The following is an 18,489-nucleotide window of genomic DNA, read 5'->3' as shown; positions in this document are numbered from 1 at the left end:
TTCCCACCGGACGCGCGCGGATTTTCGCGCGCTGCCCGGCGATTTATGTTACCGATACCATTCGTCCTGTGACGTGTCATCCCGTCATATCACGCGACCAGTTCGGACTCCCCCATGACCGCCGCCACTCCCGGCAGGGTCTTGCCTTCCATCCATTCCAGGAAAGCGCCACCCGCGGTCGAGATGAAGGTGAAATCGTCGGCGACGCCCGCCTGGTTCATCGCCGCAACGGTATCACCGCCACCCGCCACCGCGATCAGCTCGCCCTCCACCGCAGCACGCGCGGCCGAACGGGCAACCTCAACGGTTGCCGTGTCGAAGGGCGGTGTTTCGAAGGCGCCGAGCGGGCCGTTCCAGATCAATGTGTTCGCCTTGTCGATCGCCTGGCCGAGGGCCACGACTGTGGCCGGTCCGCAATCGAGGATCATCTCGTCCGCCGCCACATCGGTCACGGCAGCCAGACGGGTTTCGGGGTTGGGCTTGAACTCCTTGGCCAGCACGACATCGCTCGGCAGCATCAGCTTGCAGCCGCTTTCCTCGGCCGCCGCCAGGATGGCGCGCGCCGTGTCGACGAGATCGGTCTCGCACAGGCTGGCCCCGACCTTGACGCCTTGCGCATGCAGAAGCGTGTTGGCCATGCCGCCGCCGACAAAGAGCGTGTCGACCTTCTTCACCAGGTTTTGCAACAGGTCGAGCTTGGTCGAAACTTTGGCCCCGCCGACCAGGGCGATGACCGGGCGTTTCGGGCTTTCCAGCGCCGCGACCAGGTGATCGATCTCGCGCTGCAGGGCCAGACCGGCATAAGACGGCAGGTGATGGGTCACGCCTTCGGTCGAGGCATGGGCACGGTGTGCCGCGGAGAAGGCATCATTGACATAGATGTCGCCAAGCGCGGCCAGGGCCTTGGCAAAGCCGGCCTCATTCTTTTCCTCGCCGGCCTCGAAACGCGTATTCTGCAACAACAGGACATCGCCATCAGCCATGCCGGCCACGGCCGCAACCGCATCCTCGCCCGCGACGTCATCGACGAAGCTGAGCTCGACACCCATCAGATCGGCCAGAGGCTGGCAGACCGGCTCAAGTGACATCTCGGCGCGGCGCTGCCCCTTGGGTCGGCCGAAATGGGCCATCAGGATGACTTTCGCGCCGCGCTCGACAAGATGGTCAATGGTCGGGAGGGCCGATTCCAGACGCGTCGCGTCGCTGACCTGCCCGTCTTTCATCGGCACGTTGAAATCAACGCGGACAAGCACGCGCTTGCCCTGGACGTCAGCATCCTGGATGCGGCGGATCGTGGTCATGGCGAAGCCCTCTGGCTGCGGGTTTTACAGGAATTTGCCCATGGCGACGGTGGTGTCGACCATGCGGCAGGCGAAGCCCCATTCATTGTCATACCAGGTCATGACCCGGGCCAGGCGCTCGTCGATAACCTTGATCTTGTCGAGGGCGACGATTGAGGAACGGCTGTCGTGATTATAGTCGATCGAGACCAGCGGCAGGGTGTCGTAACCGAGCACGCCCTTCATCGGACCGTCAGCGGCGGCCTTGACCGCCTCGGCCAGCTCTTCCGCCGTGGTGGCGCGGCCCGGGGTGAAAACGAGGTCGATCAGCGAGACATTCGGGGTCGGAACGCGGACGGCGGCGCCGTCGAGCTTGCCGACCAGTTCCGGCAGGACCAGGCCGACGGCCTTGGCGGCACCGGTCGAGGTCGGGACCATGGACATGCCAGCGGCGCGGGCGCGGTGCAGATCCTTGTGATTGCGGTCCAGCGTCGGCTGGTCGCCGGTATAGGCGTGGATCGTGGTCATGTGACCGCGCTCGATGCCGACCGCGTCATTGAGCACCTTGGCGACCGGGGCCAGGCCATTGGTCGTGCACGAGGCATTGGAGACGATGATATCGTTGGCGGTCAGCTGGTCGTGATTGACGCCATAGACGATGGTCTTGTCGGCATTCTTGGCCGGGGCCGAGCACAGGACGCGTTTGGCGCCCGCCTCGATATGGGCCATCGAGGCCTCTTTCGAGTTGAAGGCGCCGGTGCATTCCATGACAATATCGACGCCCATATCACCCCAGGGCAGTTCGGCCGGATTGCGGTTGGAGACTTTCTGGATCTTGCCGAAACCGGCATCGATCCAGTCATCACCGACCTTGATCTCGCCCGGATAGCGGCCGTGCACGCTGTCATAGGTCAGGAGATGAGCATTGGTTTCGGGGGTGGAGCTGTCATTGATCGCCACGATCTCGACTTCGTCCCAGCGCTTGTTCTCGAGAACCGCACGCAGCGCCAGACGGCCGATACGACCAAAACCGGTAATCGCAACCCGAAGGGCCATACTCTTCTCTCCTAAGTCTGATCAACCGGACCGGGGCGTCCGGAAGAAGTTGGCGCGGATTTAGCGAGCTTTCGGGCCGCCGTCCACCGATGCGGTGCGGGAAAGCGCCCGAAGGCGGATTTTTTTTACAATCCCGGAGCCTGCGACCAATATTCCCGCCTAGCCCGAAGCACCCGCAAGCTTCGTGCCTGAAAGTCGACATTTGTGCACACTTGGTTAATGATAACGTTACCGTCTGCACGGGACCTCCCGAGCCAGCACGAAACCCGTCCGGAGCCTGTCCGGCCAGTTACCGGTGCAGCCCACACAGCAGGCCACCCCTTGCCATGCCCGCGCCCCGCTGCGAGAACAAAAAGCCTAGGGATTTAACGTCAGGGGCAGACGTAGCATGAAAGTGATCGTATTGGGCGGAGACGGCTTCTGTGGATGGCCGACCGCGCTTCACCTCTCCAATCTCGGCCATGACATTGTCATCGTCGACAACCTCTCGCGCCGCAAGATCGATGTCGAACTCGAGGTCGAGAGCCTGACCCCGATCCGTCCGATGTCGGAACGCCTGGCCGCGTGGAAAGAGGTGTCGGGCCGCGACATCGCCTTCGTCGACATGAATATCGGCAAGGACTATCAGGAATTGGTCGACCTCATCGAGGCCGAGCAGCCCGATACCATCATCCATTTTGCCGAACAGCGCGCCGCGCCCTACTCGATGAAGTCGGCGCGCCACAAGCGCTATACGGTCGACAATAATCTCAACGCCACGAATGACGTTCTGGCCGCGATCGTCGAAAGCGGCCGCGACATCCACCTCGTCCATCTCGGCACGATGGGCGTTTATGGCTATGGCACGGCCGGGATGAAGATCCCCGAGGGATATCTCAAGGTGAAGATCGAAACGGATGAGGGCCTGAAGGATCAGGAGATCCTGTACCCGGCCAATCCGGGCTCGATCTACCACATGACCAAGACCCAGGATCAGCTCTTCTTCCATTTCTACAACAAGAACGACAAGGTGAAGATCACCGATCTCCACCAGGGTATTGTCTGGGGCACGCAGACCGAAGAGACCAAGCGCGATGAACGCCTGATCAACCGCTTCGACTATGACGGCGATTACGGCACCGTGCTCAATCGCTTCCTGATGCAGGCGGCCGTGAACTACCCGATGACCGTGCACGGAACGGGCGGCCAGACACGCGCCTTCATTCATATCCAGGACACGGTGCGCTGCATCCAGCTGGCGGTCGAGAACCCGCCCAAGCCGGGTGACAAGGTCCATATCCTCAACCAGATGACCGAGACCCACCGCGTCCGCGACCTGGCGAAAATGATTGCCGATCTGGCCGGCGCCGAGATGCAGCTCGTTCCCAATCCGCGCAATGAGGCGGACGAAAACGACCTCCATGTCGAGAATAACACCTTCCTCCAGCTCGGCCTCAAGCCGACCACGCTGGCTGACGGGCTGATGGAAGAAGTCACGGATATCGCGCGCAAATACGCCGATCGCTGCGACCGCTCGAAAATTCCCTGCATCTCCTATTGGGGCAAGGGCCGGGAAGACGCGGCGACCGCCGCACCGGCAGAGACGGCCGCGGAGTAGGCTGAATGTCTCGTGCTTGCACCCGATGTGGAAAGTCACTGAGCTGGCTGGGTTCCACTATTGACGCGAGCGAGAAAGGCAAGCCTCGCTGCGCCGGGTGTGGCGCGGATCTGCGAGTCACTGGCGCGAGATCGATGGCCCTGATGGTCATTCCACCAGCGATCCTGCTTGCCGCAATAAGCGTCTCGGGGATGCTCGGTGGCGACCCGCTCCTGCTCATATCGCTGCAGGCGGCGATGGCGGTATACGCGGTCGGCTGCCTGTTCTATTTTGTGCGCTTCACCAATACCTGACCGGAATTGCCGGGACCACCTGGCTACCAGCGACCACTGTCAAAGGGCGCCTCCCGCGGCGCCCTTTTTCGTCTCGGCCGCTACCCGCCGTCCCGCCCTGGCCGAAGCAGCCAGTCCAGAGCCTCGACTTCGGTATCGAATACCGCGAAGGCATGGTGTTCATCCTTGTGGGGCAATTGCTCCCAGACCTGGATGATGGGCGAGTTCCAGCGCGCCGGGATCACCCAGGCTTCACGCGTCCCCTTGCCGCGGATTTCCCGGGTCGCATCCATATAGGGCATGGCGACCTTGAGATATTGCTGCAGTGTCAGGGCGCTCAGATCGGCGTCAAAGTCGAGATGCGTCAGGATACGGCGCGAAGCCGCCCATTCCGGCTCGTGGATGATTTCCCGGTCGGACCGGAGAATCTCTTCCATGTCGACCCGACCCGCGAAGCGGATCCGGAACGCCTTGATCTCCGCATCATACGCATAATGGTAAGTCATGCCTGCCCCTGGCCACGATGTCAGGTCTCCAGTTTCCGCACCATTTTCTCAAGAAATTCACAACAGCTGGCCAGCTGGTCAATGGCCACAAACTCGTCCGGCTGATGGGCCTGGCTGATCGAGCCGGGTCCGCAGACCACCACGCTCAGCCCGGCCGCCTGGAACTGGCCGGCCTCGGTCCCGTAGCTGACCACGCGCGTGGAATTGTCGCCGGTGAGCTGGCGGGCGAGGCGTTCGGCGGCGCCATCATTTTCCGGCGCGAAGGCGGGCACGTCCGAGCGAACCTTGATCTCGATCGCAGCTTCCGGCGCGGCCTTGCGCATCTCCGCCTCGATCTCGGCCGCCCGCGCGCGCAAGCCATCGGCAATGGCGTGCGGATCGTCCCAGGGACAGGGGCGCATCAGGGAACCGAACTCGCAATCCAGCGCCAGGATGTTCAACGCTGTCCCGCCCTTGATCTCGCCAATGGTCAGCGTGCCATGCGGCGGATTGAACGGGCTGTCGGCCGGTGCCGCCGCTTCCATCTGTTTCGCCGCCTCCACCAGATACTGCATCAGCGGCACGGTGTGGGTGATCGCACAGGCGCCATCGCGAACCAGCGAGGAATGGGCCTCGCGGCCGCGCACTTTCACGGTCAGCGAGAACAGGCCCTTGTGCGCGGTCACGACCTGCATGTCGGTGGGCTCACCGACCACAACCATGGCCGGCTTGACCGGGCCTTTCATGATCCGGTCGATCAGGGCTGGCGCACCGAGACAGCCGACCTCTTCGTCGAAGGAGAGCGCGATGTGGACTGGTCGCTTCAAATCCGCGTCGGCGATGTCCGGCGCCAGCGCCAGGATGCAGGCCGAGAAGCCCTTCATGTCGCAGGTTCCGCGCCCATACAGGAGGCCGTCGCCCTTGTCGGTCAGCACCCAGGGGTCCGACGTCCAGGGCTGGCAGTCGACCGGCACGACATCGGTATGGCCCGACAGGACCACGCCGCCATCCACCGCCGGTCCGAAGCGGGCATGGAGATTGGCCTTTGTCCCATCGTCATTGGGAATGCGCTCACAGACCGCGCCGAGGGCGAGGAGCTTGGCCTCCACATGGTCGATCAGCGGCAGGTTGGTATTGCGTGAGGTGGTGTCGAAAGCGACAAGGTCGCGCAATTCGGCAATGGCGGTGTCGAGATGGGTCATAGTGCCGGTCTGCCAATGCCCTGCGCGGACGTCAACGCATTTGCCGGATCGGCCGACACCGCGACAATCAGATTTGGATTTGGCAGATTTTGTTATCGGTCTTTTTACAGCGAATCGAAGCTTCGCTCCGCGCATGCGTCCCTGTCCGTCATAGTGGCTGTTGGTTCAATGGCAACGGGATCGCAAGATGTGGCGGTTCGGCTTGATATGGCTGCAAAGATGGGGCGCGGACCAGCGCGGCAATGTCGCCATGCTGTTTTCGCTCCTGCTGGTACCGATTTGCGTGCTGGCCGGAGGCGCCGTCGACGTCAACCAGGCCCTGAATGCCCGCACCCGCCTTTCAAGCGCGCTGGATGCAGCAGCCTTGGCTGTCGGTGTGCGAATCTCGATCAGTGAAGCGGATGCGGCCGGTCTCGCGGAAGACTTCATCAATGCCAATTATCCTGCCGATGAGCTCGGGGCGATCCAGAATGTCACGGTCAATCTTGATGAGACCAATGACCGCGTAACCGTGCGGGCGGAAAGCCGGGTCGAGACCATCATTCTCGGACTTGTCGGGATCGAGCACATCACCGTTCACTGGGAGAGCGAGGTCCAGCGCGCCCGCTCTTCGCTCGAACTGGTCATGGTGCTCGACAATACCGGCTCGATGGGTGGCTCGAAGATTGCCAGCCTGCGGGATGCGGGCCTTCTGCTGACCGATATCCTGTTTGACGGCGCCGATGCCGACCGGCTCAAGATCGGCCTGGTCCCCTTCTCGGCGACCGTGAATGTCGGCACCGGCCATGCCCGCGACTGGTGGCTCGACCCGGATGCGCGATCGCCCCTCCACGCGGAGAATTTCGACCCGGTCGCCAATCGCTGGGATCTCTATGACACGATCCGCAACCGCAACTGGACCGGCTGTGTCGAGGCGCGCGCCATCCCCCATGATATCGAGGATACGACACCCGATCCATCCGATCCGGACACGCTCTTTGTGCCCTATTTCGCGCCGGACGAGTCGAACTACGCCAATAATGCCGGCTATGCGAACTCCTATCTCAATGACGGAATGGGGGGGTATGACGAGCGGGCGCGCATGCGCAACACGCCGAAATACACCCATGCCTGGATCAATTCGAACAGTCGCGGACCGCAATGGGGCTGCACCGCACGACCGATCACGCCGCTGACCAATCACCGACGCACGATTGATAATGCGATCGAGGACATGATCGCCAGCGGCACCACCAATATCCCGATCGGGGTCAGCTGGGGCGTGCGCGTCCTGTCACCAGGCATGCCCTTTACCGAAGGGGTCGGCTTCGAGGAGGACGACACGATCAAGGCGATGGTCGTGCTGACCGATGGCGAGAATTATCTCAATGGTCGCAACAACCCGAATTATTCGGACTATTCCGGCTATGGCTATGTGCGTGACGGTCGTCTGGGCGTGACCTCCACTTCGGACTACACAATCCGGAATGCACTCAATGCTCGGACCGCCGCCGCCTGTGAGTATGCCAAATCGCTCGGTATCCGGGTCTATACGATCACCTTCCAGGTCTCGTCGAGCACGACGCGGGACATGATGCGCGACTGTGCGACCCATCCGACGCTGTATTATGACAGCCCGTCCGATGCGGCGCTGCGTTCGGCCTTCGAGATGATCGCCGGCGACCTCACCAATCTGCGTCTCTCGAGGTAGGGCACCCGTTAATCCCCCGATAACCGTGGCTTATAACGCCCCCTTAATCCCGAACCGGTAGGATTTTAGTGAAATCTGTACTGGATCACCGCCATGGCTTTCACAGCCCTGAAAAATCTGGTTGCCCGCTTTTGCCGCGAATCCCGTGGCAATGTGGCGACGATTTTCGCCCTGTCGCTGGTGCCCGTGGCGCTTCTGTCCGGCGGCGCAGTGGACCTCAGCCAGTCGATGAATGCCCGCTCGCGCCTCGCCCAGGCGCTGGATGCAGCGGCCCTCGCGGTCGGCGTGAACACCTCGCTGTCGAACGAGGATGCCACCAGCATCGCCAATGATTTCATCGCCGCGAACTATCCCGGCCGCGAACTGGGCGTAGTGCAGAACGTCAATGTGAACATCGACGACGAGTCCGACACGGTCACGGTGACCGGCGAGGCCCGCGTCCAGACGACCATGCTGGGCATGGCCGGAATCGACTACATCACAGTCCATTGGGAGAGCGAGGTCCAGCGGGCCCGCCAGCGCCTGGAACTGGTGATGGTGCTCGACAATACCGGCTCGATGGGTGGCTCCAAGATCCGCGACCTGCGCGACAGTGCCGAACTTTTAACCGAGATTCTCTTCGATGCCGCCGATGATCCGACTGACGTCAAGATCGGGCTTGTTCCCTTCGCCGCGACGGTGAATGTCGGGACCCAGTATGAGCGCGCCTGGTGGCTCGACCCGAATGCGGAATCGCCGATCCACGCGGAATGGGCCGGCGGCAATCCGGTCGAGATCGAAACCTGCACCGGCTGGGGCTGGCGTCGCCGCTGCGAGACCGAAGAGATCATCGTCAATCACTGGGACTTGTTCGACCAGCTGCGCAATACGTCGTGGGATGGCTGCGTGGAAGCGCGTCCCATCCCGATGGATATCGACGACACGACACCGAGCCGCGGCGATCCGGAAACGCTTTTCGTGCCCTATTTCGCGCCGGACGAACCGGATATCGGCCGATACTCCAATTCCTATCTGAATGATGGAACCAATGGCGGCGTCGATGAGCGCATGGTGGCGCTCGACAAATATGATAACGGGCGCCCGTCCCGCGGGGGACCGAATCGCTCTTGCACAACGACTCCGATCACGCCCCTCACCACAAATGAACGCACCGTGCTCAACGCGATCGATGACATGGACGCCAACGGCACGACCAACATCCCCAATGGTATCGGCTGGGGCATTCGCACCCTGTCACCGGGCGCACCCTTCACCGAAGGCGCACCCTGGTCGGATGACGAATACATCAAGGCAATGGTCATCCTGACTGATGGCGACAATGTCATGAGCGGTCGCAATACCAATCAGATGTCGGACTACGAAGCCTATGGCTATGTCGCCGACGGTCGGCTGGGGCGACGCTCGTCCAGCGGCAATGTGCTATCCAGAGAGCTTGACGAGCGAACCGAGGCCGCCTGTGACTATGCCAAGGCGCAAGGCATCCGTGTCTACACGATCACCTTCCAGGTCAATTCCAGCTCAACCCGCGATCTGATGCGCGGTTGCGCCAGCCATCCGAGCCTGTATTTCGACTCGCCATCAGCCGAAGCGCTGGAAGACGCGTTCGAGATGATTGCCGGTGACCTGACAAACCTGCGCCTGTCGCGCTAGGCGACAGGCGCAGGTCGGTTCATTCAAATTCAGACTGAGTCGGCATCAACCCGGCAGGCCGAGCAATTCAAGCTCGAAGACCAGCGCCATGTTGGGGCCGATCGGCCCGCCCGGCGTGCCGCGCATGCCGTAGGCCAGGTCCGGATGGATGAAGAGTTCCCAGCGTTCGCCGACCCGCATGAGCGGCAAGGCTTCAACCCAGCCCGCGATCAGGCGATCGGACGGAAAGGTGGCCGGCTCGCCGCGCGTCCAGGAACTGTCAAACTCCTCGCCATCGAGCAATTGGCCCCGATAGTTCACCGTCACCATGTCGCCGCGCATCGGGCTCTCGCCCTCCTCCACCGCCGTGCGGATCCGGAAGATCAGGCCGGACGGCAGCCGGAAGACGCACGGCTCGGTCACGATGTCGCGGAGATACTCATCCGCCAGCGCACCATTCGCGGCCGGGTCGGTCGGATCAGCGGGCAGATCACGCAGCGGGATCGTATCACTGTCACGGGGCGTGCACGCGCGTGCTTCATCCACAATCACTTGGCGGGCGATCAGCGCATCCAGATTGGGAACAACCCGTTCCGCCATCGCGAGGCGCTCACGCAAGGCAGCGACATCGCCGGAGGCAATCGCCTCCGCACTGGTTGAGGCAGGTGTCATGGTCGAATTCCGGGTCTCATCGGTGGTCGAGCCGGTCGGCTCGGAACAGGCGGCCAGCGCCAGGGCGCAGCAGCTTGCGGCAAAGGCAAATCGGGTCATCAGGTCAGTCCTGTAGGCTGATTATTGTTCGGCATCGCGTGGCAGGATGGTGACACGCCAGGTCCGCTCGGGCGAGAGGTAGGCCGCAGCCAGCTCGACCAACTCGTCGCGAGTGACGCTCTCATAATCACTGCGCAGCGAACGGATTCGGTCGAGCCGATCCGGATTACCCCAGGACTGGGACAACCAGCTCATCCAGGCGCCATTATTCTCCATCGCATTCTCGATCTGCTCGAGCAGGGGCTGGCGCGCTCGCAGGACTTCGTCCTCGCTGATCGCCCCCGACACGAGATCGGCCGCCAGCTCATTGATCGCGTCATAAGTCTGATCGACTGTTTCTACCCGGACATCCGCACCCACATAGAGATAGCCGTAATCGGGATAGACATCCGACTCGGCAGCCGCGTTGGACGCCGAATAAGTCAGGCCGTCGCGCTCGCGAAGGCGCTCGGTCAGCTTGAGGTCGAAGACCGCATTGAGCAGGGCCATGGCCCGTGTGCGTCCGGCATCACTGTCATCAAAGGTCGGCCAGTAGACATTGGCGCGTGCCTGGTTGGCCGGACCGTTGTGGCGCAGCACGACCGGCTCTTCGACCGCATCCGGGAAAACAATGGTTCGGGCCTCGTCATAATCGGGCCAGCTCGCGGCCCGGGCCGGCAGGGCACCGAGGGTCGGAGCGAGCGCCTCGATGAGCGCGGCTTCGCTGACATCCCCGACAATGGTGACCTCGATCGGGGCATTATCGAGCGCCGGGGTCAGGAAGTCCCGGATCGCGTCCATATCAACGCCCGCGACCTGTTCCGGGTCGGGCAGGCCGTAGCGCTCATCACCGGAGCGGATCAGGCGCGACACTTCGGCCGACATGACGCCGCCCGGCGTCGCGTAGGAGTTGCGGCGGATTTCCGGGATAACCGCGCGGAATTGATCCATCCCTTCCTGACGCCAGCCGGGATCGGTCAGGAATGCCGTAAGCAAATCCATCTGGATCCGCAGATCGCCTGGCGTTGTCGCCGCGTTGAAGCTGAAGCTGTCATCGCCGACATTGAAACTGTTGCCGATATTGCGTCCGGCAAGGACCCGGCCCAGCTCATCCGCGGAATGCTCGCCCAGTCCGGACGCGGTAAAGACAGAACCGGCAATGATATCAACCGCCGGCATGGCTCGTGGTTCCAGTTCACCACGACCGAAATCAAGGCGCACGCGAACAGTGCCATCTTCGAAATCGGTTGGCTTGAAGGTCACGGCCACACCATTCTCGAACTGCAGCCGCACCAGACCGAGGTCCTCGATTTCTTCCCGGGAAGCAATCGCACCGGCCGGACCGAAATCGGTATAGGCGAAAGCGAGATCACCCCGGTCTTCCGGCGGCTCGACAGGTGTTTCAGCGCTGGTGTCCCAAGCGTCGATCAACCGCGTCTGAGCATCGTCCATCTGTTCGGAGCTGGCGAGGAAGAGCAATGGCTCAACGCCCTCCCACTGGGCCCGGAAAGCCTCACTGACGGCTTCCGGCGTGACTTGGGGCAAGGTTTCCTCAAATCGCTCGAGCATGGATTGCGAGGTGGTGAGGACCTGGTCAGAGCGCCAGTTGGACCAGATCTGGTCGGACAGGGTCGAGCTCTGCCGTGTGCCCGATTGTTCCGCTGCATCGCGCAGCGCGGTGTGAAGATTGGCGACCTGTTCGTCCAGCTCTGCCTGGGTGAAACCATGCTCCAGGGCCCGACGCAATTCCTGCTCGACTGCCGCAACCGCCTCTTCCCAGCGATCGGGCCGGGCAATAGCCAATACAGAGGCGCGGTCCGCCAGGCTGAAATCCGTGCCGTGATTGGCCGCCGCCTGGATCAGCGGCGAGGTCCCAGAACTGGTCAATGTAGCGAATCGGCGGCTGAGGATGGCATCGCCGATATTGGCGAGATTGTTCTCGAACCGGGTCTGCGAACTATCAAGTGCCGGCGCGTGCGGACGCACGGCATCGACGGTGATGATGGTGTAGAGCTCAGGGTCGTAGAAATAGCCGGCCGACAGCGGGCGGTCCGTCGAAACAGAACCAATGTCCGGATCCGGGCGCGGATCATCAATACCCTGCCAGTCGGCAAAGCTGGCCTCGATCTGCGCGGCGACTGTGTCCGGGTCAATATCCCCGACCACGACCACCATGCCGCGCTCGGGCGTGTAGAAATTCTCGTAGTAATCGACAAAGCGCTCGCGCGGAGCGTTCTCCAGCACCTCGGTCGTGCCGATGGCATCGCGTTCCGGGATCAGGGTGTCGGGCAGGCGAAAGCGCCAGAGCGCATTGTTCCAGCGCCGGATCGGCGTGTTGCGGACACGTTCCTCGGACAGGACGACCCCACGTTCTCGGTCAATCGCCTCGGCGTCGAGCAGCATTTCGCTGGCAGTCTGACGCATCAGGAAGAGCGCCGTCTCCAGCGCCTCCTGCCCGGCATCGGGCAAGTCGAGCTGGTAGCCGACGGTCTCATAGCCGGTGAAGGCATTGGTGTCGGGGCCGAATTGGAGGCCATAGCGCTCGAGCAGCGGCACCATCTCGCCCTCGGGCACGTCGGTCGTGCCGTTAAACGCCATGTGCTCGATAAAGTGCGCCAGGCCGCGCTGGTCCTCGGCCTCGCCAAGCGAGCCCATATTGAAGACCATCCGCACCGAGGCGACATTGGGCGGCGTCTGGTTGGCGCGGACCGCATAACGCAGGCCATTATCGAGCTGGCCGTAGAGAATGTCCGGATCGGGCGGCAGGTCGGTGACTTCATGCACGAAGGCATAATCGGTCGGCAGGGCCGTTTCGCCGGTCTGACTATCCTGAGCCGGCTGGCACGCTGCAAGGCCCAGGATGAGGGCCAGGCTTGCAACGCCCAGTGTCCTGCCGAAATTCTCTGCCATTCCTGCTCTCCCGGGCATGATCTAGGGGTCGGAAGCTAGTGGTGTCCGAGCCATTGTCGAGTGAATTCGCTGCAAACTGCGGGTCAGGCCGACACTTGGTCGAACGGATCGTGCTCCGCGACCCAATGCCCCTCGGCGACCTGCATCAATTGCGGTCGGTATTGCTCCGCATCCGGGTCGTCGACCAGTTTGGACTTCATGAAACGCAATTGGGCGCGGGTATCCATGGGCGACGGCAATTCACCATCGAGCTTGATCCGCACGCGCGCCTTCTCGACGACAGGATCAGGCACCGGCACGGCCGAGATCAGGGCCTGGGTGTAGGGATGGCGGGCATCCTCGTATATCTGGTCGCGATCCGCCATTTCGACGACCCGTCCGAGATAGAGCACCATCACCCGATGCGAGATCTCGCGCACGACGGAAAGGTCGTGCGAGATGAAGATCATGGACAGGTCCATCTCCTGCTGGAGCTTGATCAGGAGTTCCACGATCTGGGCCTGGATCGACACGTCGAGCGCCGAGACGGCTTCGTCGCAAATGACCAGTTTGGGGCGCAGGATCATGGCGCGGGCGATGCCGACGCGCTGGTTCTGGCCACCGGACAGCTCGTGCGGGTAGCGGTTGATCATGTTCGGGTCGAGACCGACCTTCTCCATCATCTCCTTGACCACGACTTCGCGCTCCTTGCGCCGCATGGATTTGCGGAAAGTGAGCAGCGGTTCCTCGATCGAGGCCCCGATCGTCATGCGCGGATCGAGCGAAGCCAGGGGGTCCTGGAAGACGATCTGGAAATCCTCGCGCGCCTTGCGCAGGTCATTGGCCTTGAGGCCGAGCAGGTCACGACCGATCCAGGAGACGGCCCCTTCCTGGGCCGGCACCAGACGCAGGACGGCGCGCGCAAGTGTCGACTTGCCACAGCCGGACTCGCCGACCACGCCCAGCGTCTCGCCCGGCTGGAGATCAAAGCTGATGCCGTCGACGGCGCGCAGCGTCTTGTAAGTGGGCCGCAGACCGCCCGAGACCTGGATCGGAAACTGGACCTTCACATCCGACACGGAGAGGAGCGGATCGGCATCAGCATCGCCGGCGACCGGCTTCAGCGCCGTGTGGCCCGGACGGTCAGGCCGGTCCAGGCGCGGCATCGCGTCGAGCAGCATGCGGGTATAGGCGTGTTGCGGGTCGGCGAAGATGTCCTCGATCTTGCCGCCTTCGACATAGACGCCATGCTTCATCACCTGGGCCCGGTCGGCCATCCGCGCCACCACGCCCATATCGTGGGTGATCAGCGCCAGGGCGGCGCCGGTTTCGCGCTTCAGCTCGTCCATGATGTCGAGCACTTCAGCCTGCACGGTCACATCCAGCGCGGTGGTCGGTTCGTCGCAGATCAACAGATCCGGCTCGCACAGCATCGACATCGCGATCATGACACGCTGACGCATGCCACCGGACAATTCGTGCGGATATTGCACCAGTCGGCGCTGGGCCTCGGGAATGCGCACCCGGTTGAGCCATTCCAGCACCCGCGCCTCGGCAGCCTTGCCGCGCATTTTCATGTGGATGCCCAGGACTTCCTGCATCTGGTCGCCGACCGTCATGTGCGGCGTCAGCGAGGTCAGCGGGTCCTGGAAAATCATGGTCATCGAGCGCCCGCGCACCCGGTTCAGCTTGCTCGGGGACAGGCCGAGAATCTCGCCGCCGCGGTATTTGATCGAGCCGGTCGCCTCGCCATTGGAGGCCAGCAGGCCCATCGCCGCGAGGAAAGTCTGGCTCTTGCCCGAACCCGACTCGCCGACAACCGCCAGGCACTCACCCGCCTTGATTTCCAGCGACACGCCCTTGACGGCCTGGACCACACCGTCCGGGGTCCGGAAATCCACATTCAGGTCGGAAACCTGGAGAATCGGCGATGCGCCGGAGGTGTTCTGCTGGGCGTCGGGCACAATAATACTCCCCAAATACTCGGTGACGGGGGAGCATATCGACACAATTGCGCAAGGCCAGCCTCGTTCTCATTCCGAACTGCCCGAGTGGTGCAATGTCTTTGCGTGACCCCTCGGCTGATCAAATGCTAAGTTTCCGCATTGTAAATCCTTTTCAATCCAAGCCGGACAGGCTCAAACTGGTATGACCGAGCGGTCGAGAGGTGATTGATGACACGCAGTGCGGGAGCAAGGACGCGATGACCACCCGGTCCGCCGACATGCAACGTGCGCTGTTCGCCAGCTCGCCGCTGGCCATCCTTGTACTGGATGCAGGTGGTGCCATTACCTCGGTCAATACGGCCGCAGCGGAATTGCTCGGCTATGACCAGGCGGATCTGGCAGGCAAGCGCGCCCAGATCGTCTTCGCCGATGCACGGGCCTATGACCAGCTGGAAGACGAGCGGTTCAATATTCCCGACGGCCTGTCGGAGGGGCGTTTCACCGCCCGCTACCGCACCCGCAATAGCCGCGTCTTCGACGGTGAAACCGTCGCTGCCCGCGCCGCCGGCTCCGGGGCCTACGGAACCGGCATCATTCTCTTTATCCGCGATGTCACGGCCGAATTGTCGCTGAAGGCCAAGCTGGAAGCCAGCGACATCCAGCTGCGCGCCGCCCTCGCCTCGGCCAATGAAGGCGCATTCTCCCTCAACCTGGTGACACGGCTCGGCTCCACACGCGGTTTCATCAATGAATTCCTGGGCATTTCCTCCGCCGACGCGACCATCTCGCTGGAGCGCTGGCTTGAGATCACCGATGAAGACCACCGCCAGAAGCTGACCGACGCCTTCGAAACGCTGCGGACCCATCCGACCCGCCCCCTCGATATTGTCTTCAAGGCGCGGCGCGCCGACGAGGCTTGGCGCTGGCTGCACATGCGCGGCAAGGTCACCGAATTTACCCGGGAAGGGTATGCCCTTCGGGTCGCCGGCGTGGTCTCGGACAATACGGATCGCAAGGCGCTCGAAGACAAGCTGGCCGCCCGTGAGCGGCAACTCGCCGATGCCATCGAATTCGGCTCCAGCGGTGTCTGGGAGGTCAACCCTGCCACGTTGAAAGTCACACCGATCGGTCCGATTCGCGCCATGTTGGGCGTGGCCGAAGACGAACAGGAAATCGACGGCGCACTCTGGCTGGAACGGACGCACGAGGCTGACCGGCCTGAAGTCGCGCGGCAATTGCGGGACCTGGCAAACGGCGCCACGAACGCCCTGGACGTGGAATACCGCCTGCTCGACGCCCGCACCGGAGAGTGGATCTGGCTGCGATCGAGCGGCGGCACCAAGCCCGACACCTCCCCACCGATCGCTGTCGGCATGTTGCTGGACATCACCGAAAAAAAGCAGCTGGAGCTAAAGCTCGCCGAGACCGAGCGGCTGATGCGCGAAGGCCTCGAAGGGGCCAATGACGGGGCCTGGAGCCTCGACATCAAGCTGGACCGCCTGCATGTCTCCGGCGTGCTCGCCCGCTTGGTCGGCGTTGAGGATGGCAGCGTAATTTCACTGGAAGACTGGTATGCGCTCATCCCGGAAGATGGCCGCGCAAAAGCCCGTGAGCGCTTTTCCAGCTTTCTTCTCCAGACCCGCGATCAGCCGGAATCCGGGACCAGTCAAAGCCTGGGGCGCTTTCGGGTCATCAGCCCGGACATTTCGGAAGTCTGGCTGAGATCGCGCGGACGCGTGGTCGAATGGGCCGAGGACGGCTCCGCCCAACGTGCCGCCGGCATAGTCAGCAACATCACCGAGGAGCGTCGCCTTGAACGGGCCCTCGCCGAGAGTGACCGGCGCCTGCGGGAAGCCCTTATGGCGGCCGGAGAAGGCGCGTGGCGGATCAATCTCAAGACGCGCGTTGGCGAAGTCAGTGCGATTGTCGCAGAGATGATGGGGCTGCCCGCTGGCGACGCGCGGATTACCTATGATGACTGGGCCTCCCGCATACATCCCGATGACGCCGAGGTCGCGCGCCAGGCCTTTAGTGACCTCCAGGCCGGCAAGCGCGACTCGATTGATCTTGTCCTGCGGTATCAATCCGAGAAGAATGGCTGGATCCGGATTCACAATCGTGGCCGCATCTCGGAACGCGATAGTGCGGGCGTGCCGACCGTCGCCTCCGGCTTTATCGCCGATATCAGCGAACGCCTGGCCACCCAGGAAGCCCTGGCTGATCGCGAACAACAACTTTTCCAGGCCGTCACGGCCGCCGCACTTGGCACCTGGCGCATTGACCTGACCCAGCGGACCATCGATCTGCGCGGCACGATCGTCGCGGAGCTTTTCGGCCAGGATGACGCCCGCACCATCCATCTCGACGAATGGCGCAAACTGATTCACCCGTCCGACATCAGCGGCGTCGACGCGGCTGTGGCCCACATCCTGACCACACAAGGCGTCCAGGCCGATGATCAGTATCGACTGCGCGACTGGCAGGGGGATTATGTCTGGCACCGCTCGACGGGACGCATTGTCGAGCGTGACGAAGACGGCCGAGCCCTCGCGGCGTCAGGTGTGTTGTGGAATATCGACGCCACACGTCGACTTGAAAGCATGATGTCTGAAGAGCGCGCGCGGTTCGAGCGCATCTATCGGGCCACGCCCGCCATGATGCACACAATCGATGCTGACGGTTACATCGTGGAAGTCAGCGACTTCTGGCTGTCGCATCTGGGCTATAAGCGCCAGGACGTGATCGGGCGGAAGTCGATCGATTTCCTGGATGCGGAATCGCGCAAGCGCGCGATCGAGGTCGAGCTGCCAAAATTGTTTCGCTTCGGCCAGAACACCCACACGCCCTACCGCTTCCTGCGCAAGGACGGCGAGGCGATTGACGTCCTGCTATCCTCCTTTCTCGAGCGCGACTCCGAAGGCAATCCGTCTCGCAGCTATGCCATTCTCACCGACATATCCGAGCTGCGCGCCACCAATGCCCAGCTGGAACGGACCAATCGCGAGTTGGACCGTTTTGCTACCGTCGCGTCCCATGACCTCCAGGAGCCCCTGCGCAAGGTTGCAGCCTTCTCCTCGCTGGTGAAGCGGCGCTACTCCGACAAATTGGACGAAGACGGGGTCCGCAGCCTCGATTTCCTCGCCGATGCCGCGCAGCGAATGCAAAGGCTGATCACGGAGCTACTGGCCTACTCCAAACTCTCCAGCCAACCGCTCAATCTGCAGGAAGTGGACACTGACGGACTGGTCGCCGACCTTGTCGACCAGCTGGAGACACGGATTTCCGAGAACCGGGCCGTCATCCGGACTGAAAACCTGCCCGTGATCCAGTCCGACCCGGTCCTGCTGACGCAGATTCTCCAGAATCTGATTTCCAATGCGGTGAAGTATCGCGGAGAGGCCGATCCGGAAGTCAAGGTCACTGCGGAAACCACCGAGGCGGGTTGGACCTTCACCATCGCCGACAACGGAATCGGCATCGACATGCGGTTTTCCGAAAAGATATTCGCGCCCTTCCAGCGCCTGCATACGCGCGAAGCCTATGAGGGTACCGGGATCGGGCTGGCCGTGGTGCGCCAGGCCGTCGAACGCCTGGGTGGGACCATCCATGTCGAATCCGAGCCGGGTGAAGGCTCACAATTCATTTTCGACCTGCCCCGGACCCCGCCCCGTCAGCCCGGCACGGACGCTTGAA

The 18,489-nt window shown here is 62.6% G+C and carries 12 protein-coding genes; 5 read left to right on the top strand and 7 right to left on the bottom strand.

What is annotated here, in order from left to right; translation table 11 throughout:
• Positions 1–89: 89 nt before the first annotated feature.
• Together Q0X62_RS05160 and gap are read right to left on the bottom strand one after the other, a co-directional pair.
• On the bottom strand, positions 90–1,301 hold the full coding sequence (locus Q0X62_RS05160) for a phosphoglycerate kinase (RefSeq protein ID WP_297732418.1): 1,212 nt from the start codon (positions 1,299–1,301) through the stop codon (positions 90–92).
• A gap of 24 nt (positions 1,302–1,325) precedes the next feature.
• The gene (gap, locus tag Q0X62_RS05155; RefSeq protein WP_297732416.1) at positions 1,326–2,336 is read right to left on the bottom strand and encodes a type I glyceraldehyde-3-phosphate dehydrogenase; all 1,011 of its coding nucleotides are present in this window, start codon (positions 2,334–2,336) and stop codon (positions 1,326–1,328) included.
• Positions 2,337–2,724: 388 nt separating this feature from the next.
• On the opposite strand from gap, the gene Q0X62_RS05150 reads away from it, so the two are divergent.
• Both Q0X62_RS05150 and Q0X62_RS05145 read left to right on the top strand, forming a co-directional pair.
• Positions 2,725–3,933, top strand: a complete 1,209-nt coding sequence (locus Q0X62_RS05150) for an NAD-dependent epimerase/dehydratase family protein (RefSeq protein ID WP_297732414.1) — start codon at positions 2,725–2,727, stop codon at positions 3,931–3,933.
• A gap of 134 nt (positions 3,934–4,067) precedes the next feature.
• A complete protein-coding gene (locus Q0X62_RS05145; protein WP_297732412.1) occupies positions 4,068–4,226 on the top strand; it encodes a hypothetical protein in 159 nt (52 codons plus the stop codon).
• A gap of 80 nt (positions 4,227–4,306) precedes the next feature.
• Here Q0X62_RS05145 and Q0X62_RS05140 read toward each other — a convergent pair whose 3' ends face one another.
• Together Q0X62_RS05140 and argE are read right to left on the bottom strand one after the other, a co-directional pair.
• A complete protein-coding gene (locus Q0X62_RS05140; RefSeq protein ID WP_297732410.1) occupies positions 4,307–4,711 on the bottom strand; it encodes a hypothetical protein in 405 nt (134 codons plus the stop codon).
• 20 nt (positions 4,712–4,731) lie between these two features.
• Complete coding sequence (gene argE, locus Q0X62_RS05135; protein WP_297732408.1) at positions 4,732–5,892, bottom strand: acetylornithine deacetylase; 1,161 nt, start codon at positions 5,890–5,892, stop codon at positions 4,732–4,734.
• A 187-nt stretch (positions 5,893–6,079) separates the two neighbouring features.
• Here argE and Q0X62_RS05130 point away from each other — a divergent pair, with 187 nt between their 5' ends.
• Positions 6,080–7,582, top strand: coding sequence for a pilus assembly protein TadG-related protein (locus Q0X62_RS05130; protein WP_297732406.1), 1,503 nt, complete (start codon positions 6,080–6,082; stop codon positions 7,580–7,582).
• 93 nt (positions 7,583–7,675) lie between these two features.
• The gene (locus Q0X62_RS05125; RefSeq protein ID WP_297732404.1) at positions 7,676–9,232 is read left to right on the top strand and encodes a pilus assembly protein TadG-related protein; all 1,557 of its coding nucleotides are present in this window, start codon (positions 7,676–7,678) and stop codon (positions 9,230–9,232) included.
• A 45-nt stretch (positions 9,233–9,277) separates the two neighbouring features.
• On the opposite strand, the gene Q0X62_RS05120 is transcribed toward Q0X62_RS05125, so the two are convergent.
• The 3 genes from Q0X62_RS05120 to Q0X62_RS05110 all read right to left on the bottom strand — a co-directional run bounded on the left by Q0X62_RS05120 (position 9,278) and on the right by Q0X62_RS05110 (position 14,814).
• On the bottom strand, positions 9,278–9,982 hold the full coding sequence (locus tag Q0X62_RS05120) for an FKBP-type peptidyl-prolyl cis-trans isomerase (RefSeq protein WP_297732402.1): 705 nt from the start codon (positions 9,980–9,982) through the stop codon (positions 9,278–9,280).
• 21 nt (positions 9,983–10,003) lie between these two features.
• Positions 10,004–12,871, bottom strand: a complete 2,868-nt coding sequence (locus Q0X62_RS05115) for a pitrilysin family protein (RefSeq protein ID WP_297732401.1) — start codon at positions 12,869–12,871, stop codon at positions 10,004–10,006.
• A gap of 83 nt (positions 12,872–12,954) precedes the next feature.
• Positions 12,955–14,814, bottom strand: a complete 1,860-nt coding sequence (locus tag Q0X62_RS05110) for a dipeptide ABC transporter ATP-binding protein (RefSeq protein ID WP_297732399.1) — start codon at positions 14,812–14,814, stop codon at positions 12,955–12,957.
• 239 nt (positions 14,815–15,053) lie between these two features.
• Here Q0X62_RS05110 and Q0X62_RS05105 point away from each other — a divergent pair, with 239 nt between their 5' ends.
• Complete coding sequence (locus tag Q0X62_RS05105) at positions 15,054–18,488, top strand: PAS domain-containing protein (protein ID WP_297732396.1); 3,435 nt, start codon at positions 15,054–15,056, stop codon at positions 18,486–18,488.
• Position 18,489 lies beyond the last annotated feature (1 nt).

The organism is uncultured Maricaulis sp. (assembly GCF_947259345.1).
In the GTDB taxonomy this organism is placed as follows: Bacteria; Pseudomonadota; Alphaproteobacteria; order Caulobacterales; family Maricaulaceae; genus Maricaulis.
Note: the sequence above shows the minus strand (reverse complement) of the source record. Positions and strands in the feature narration are given on the sequence as shown.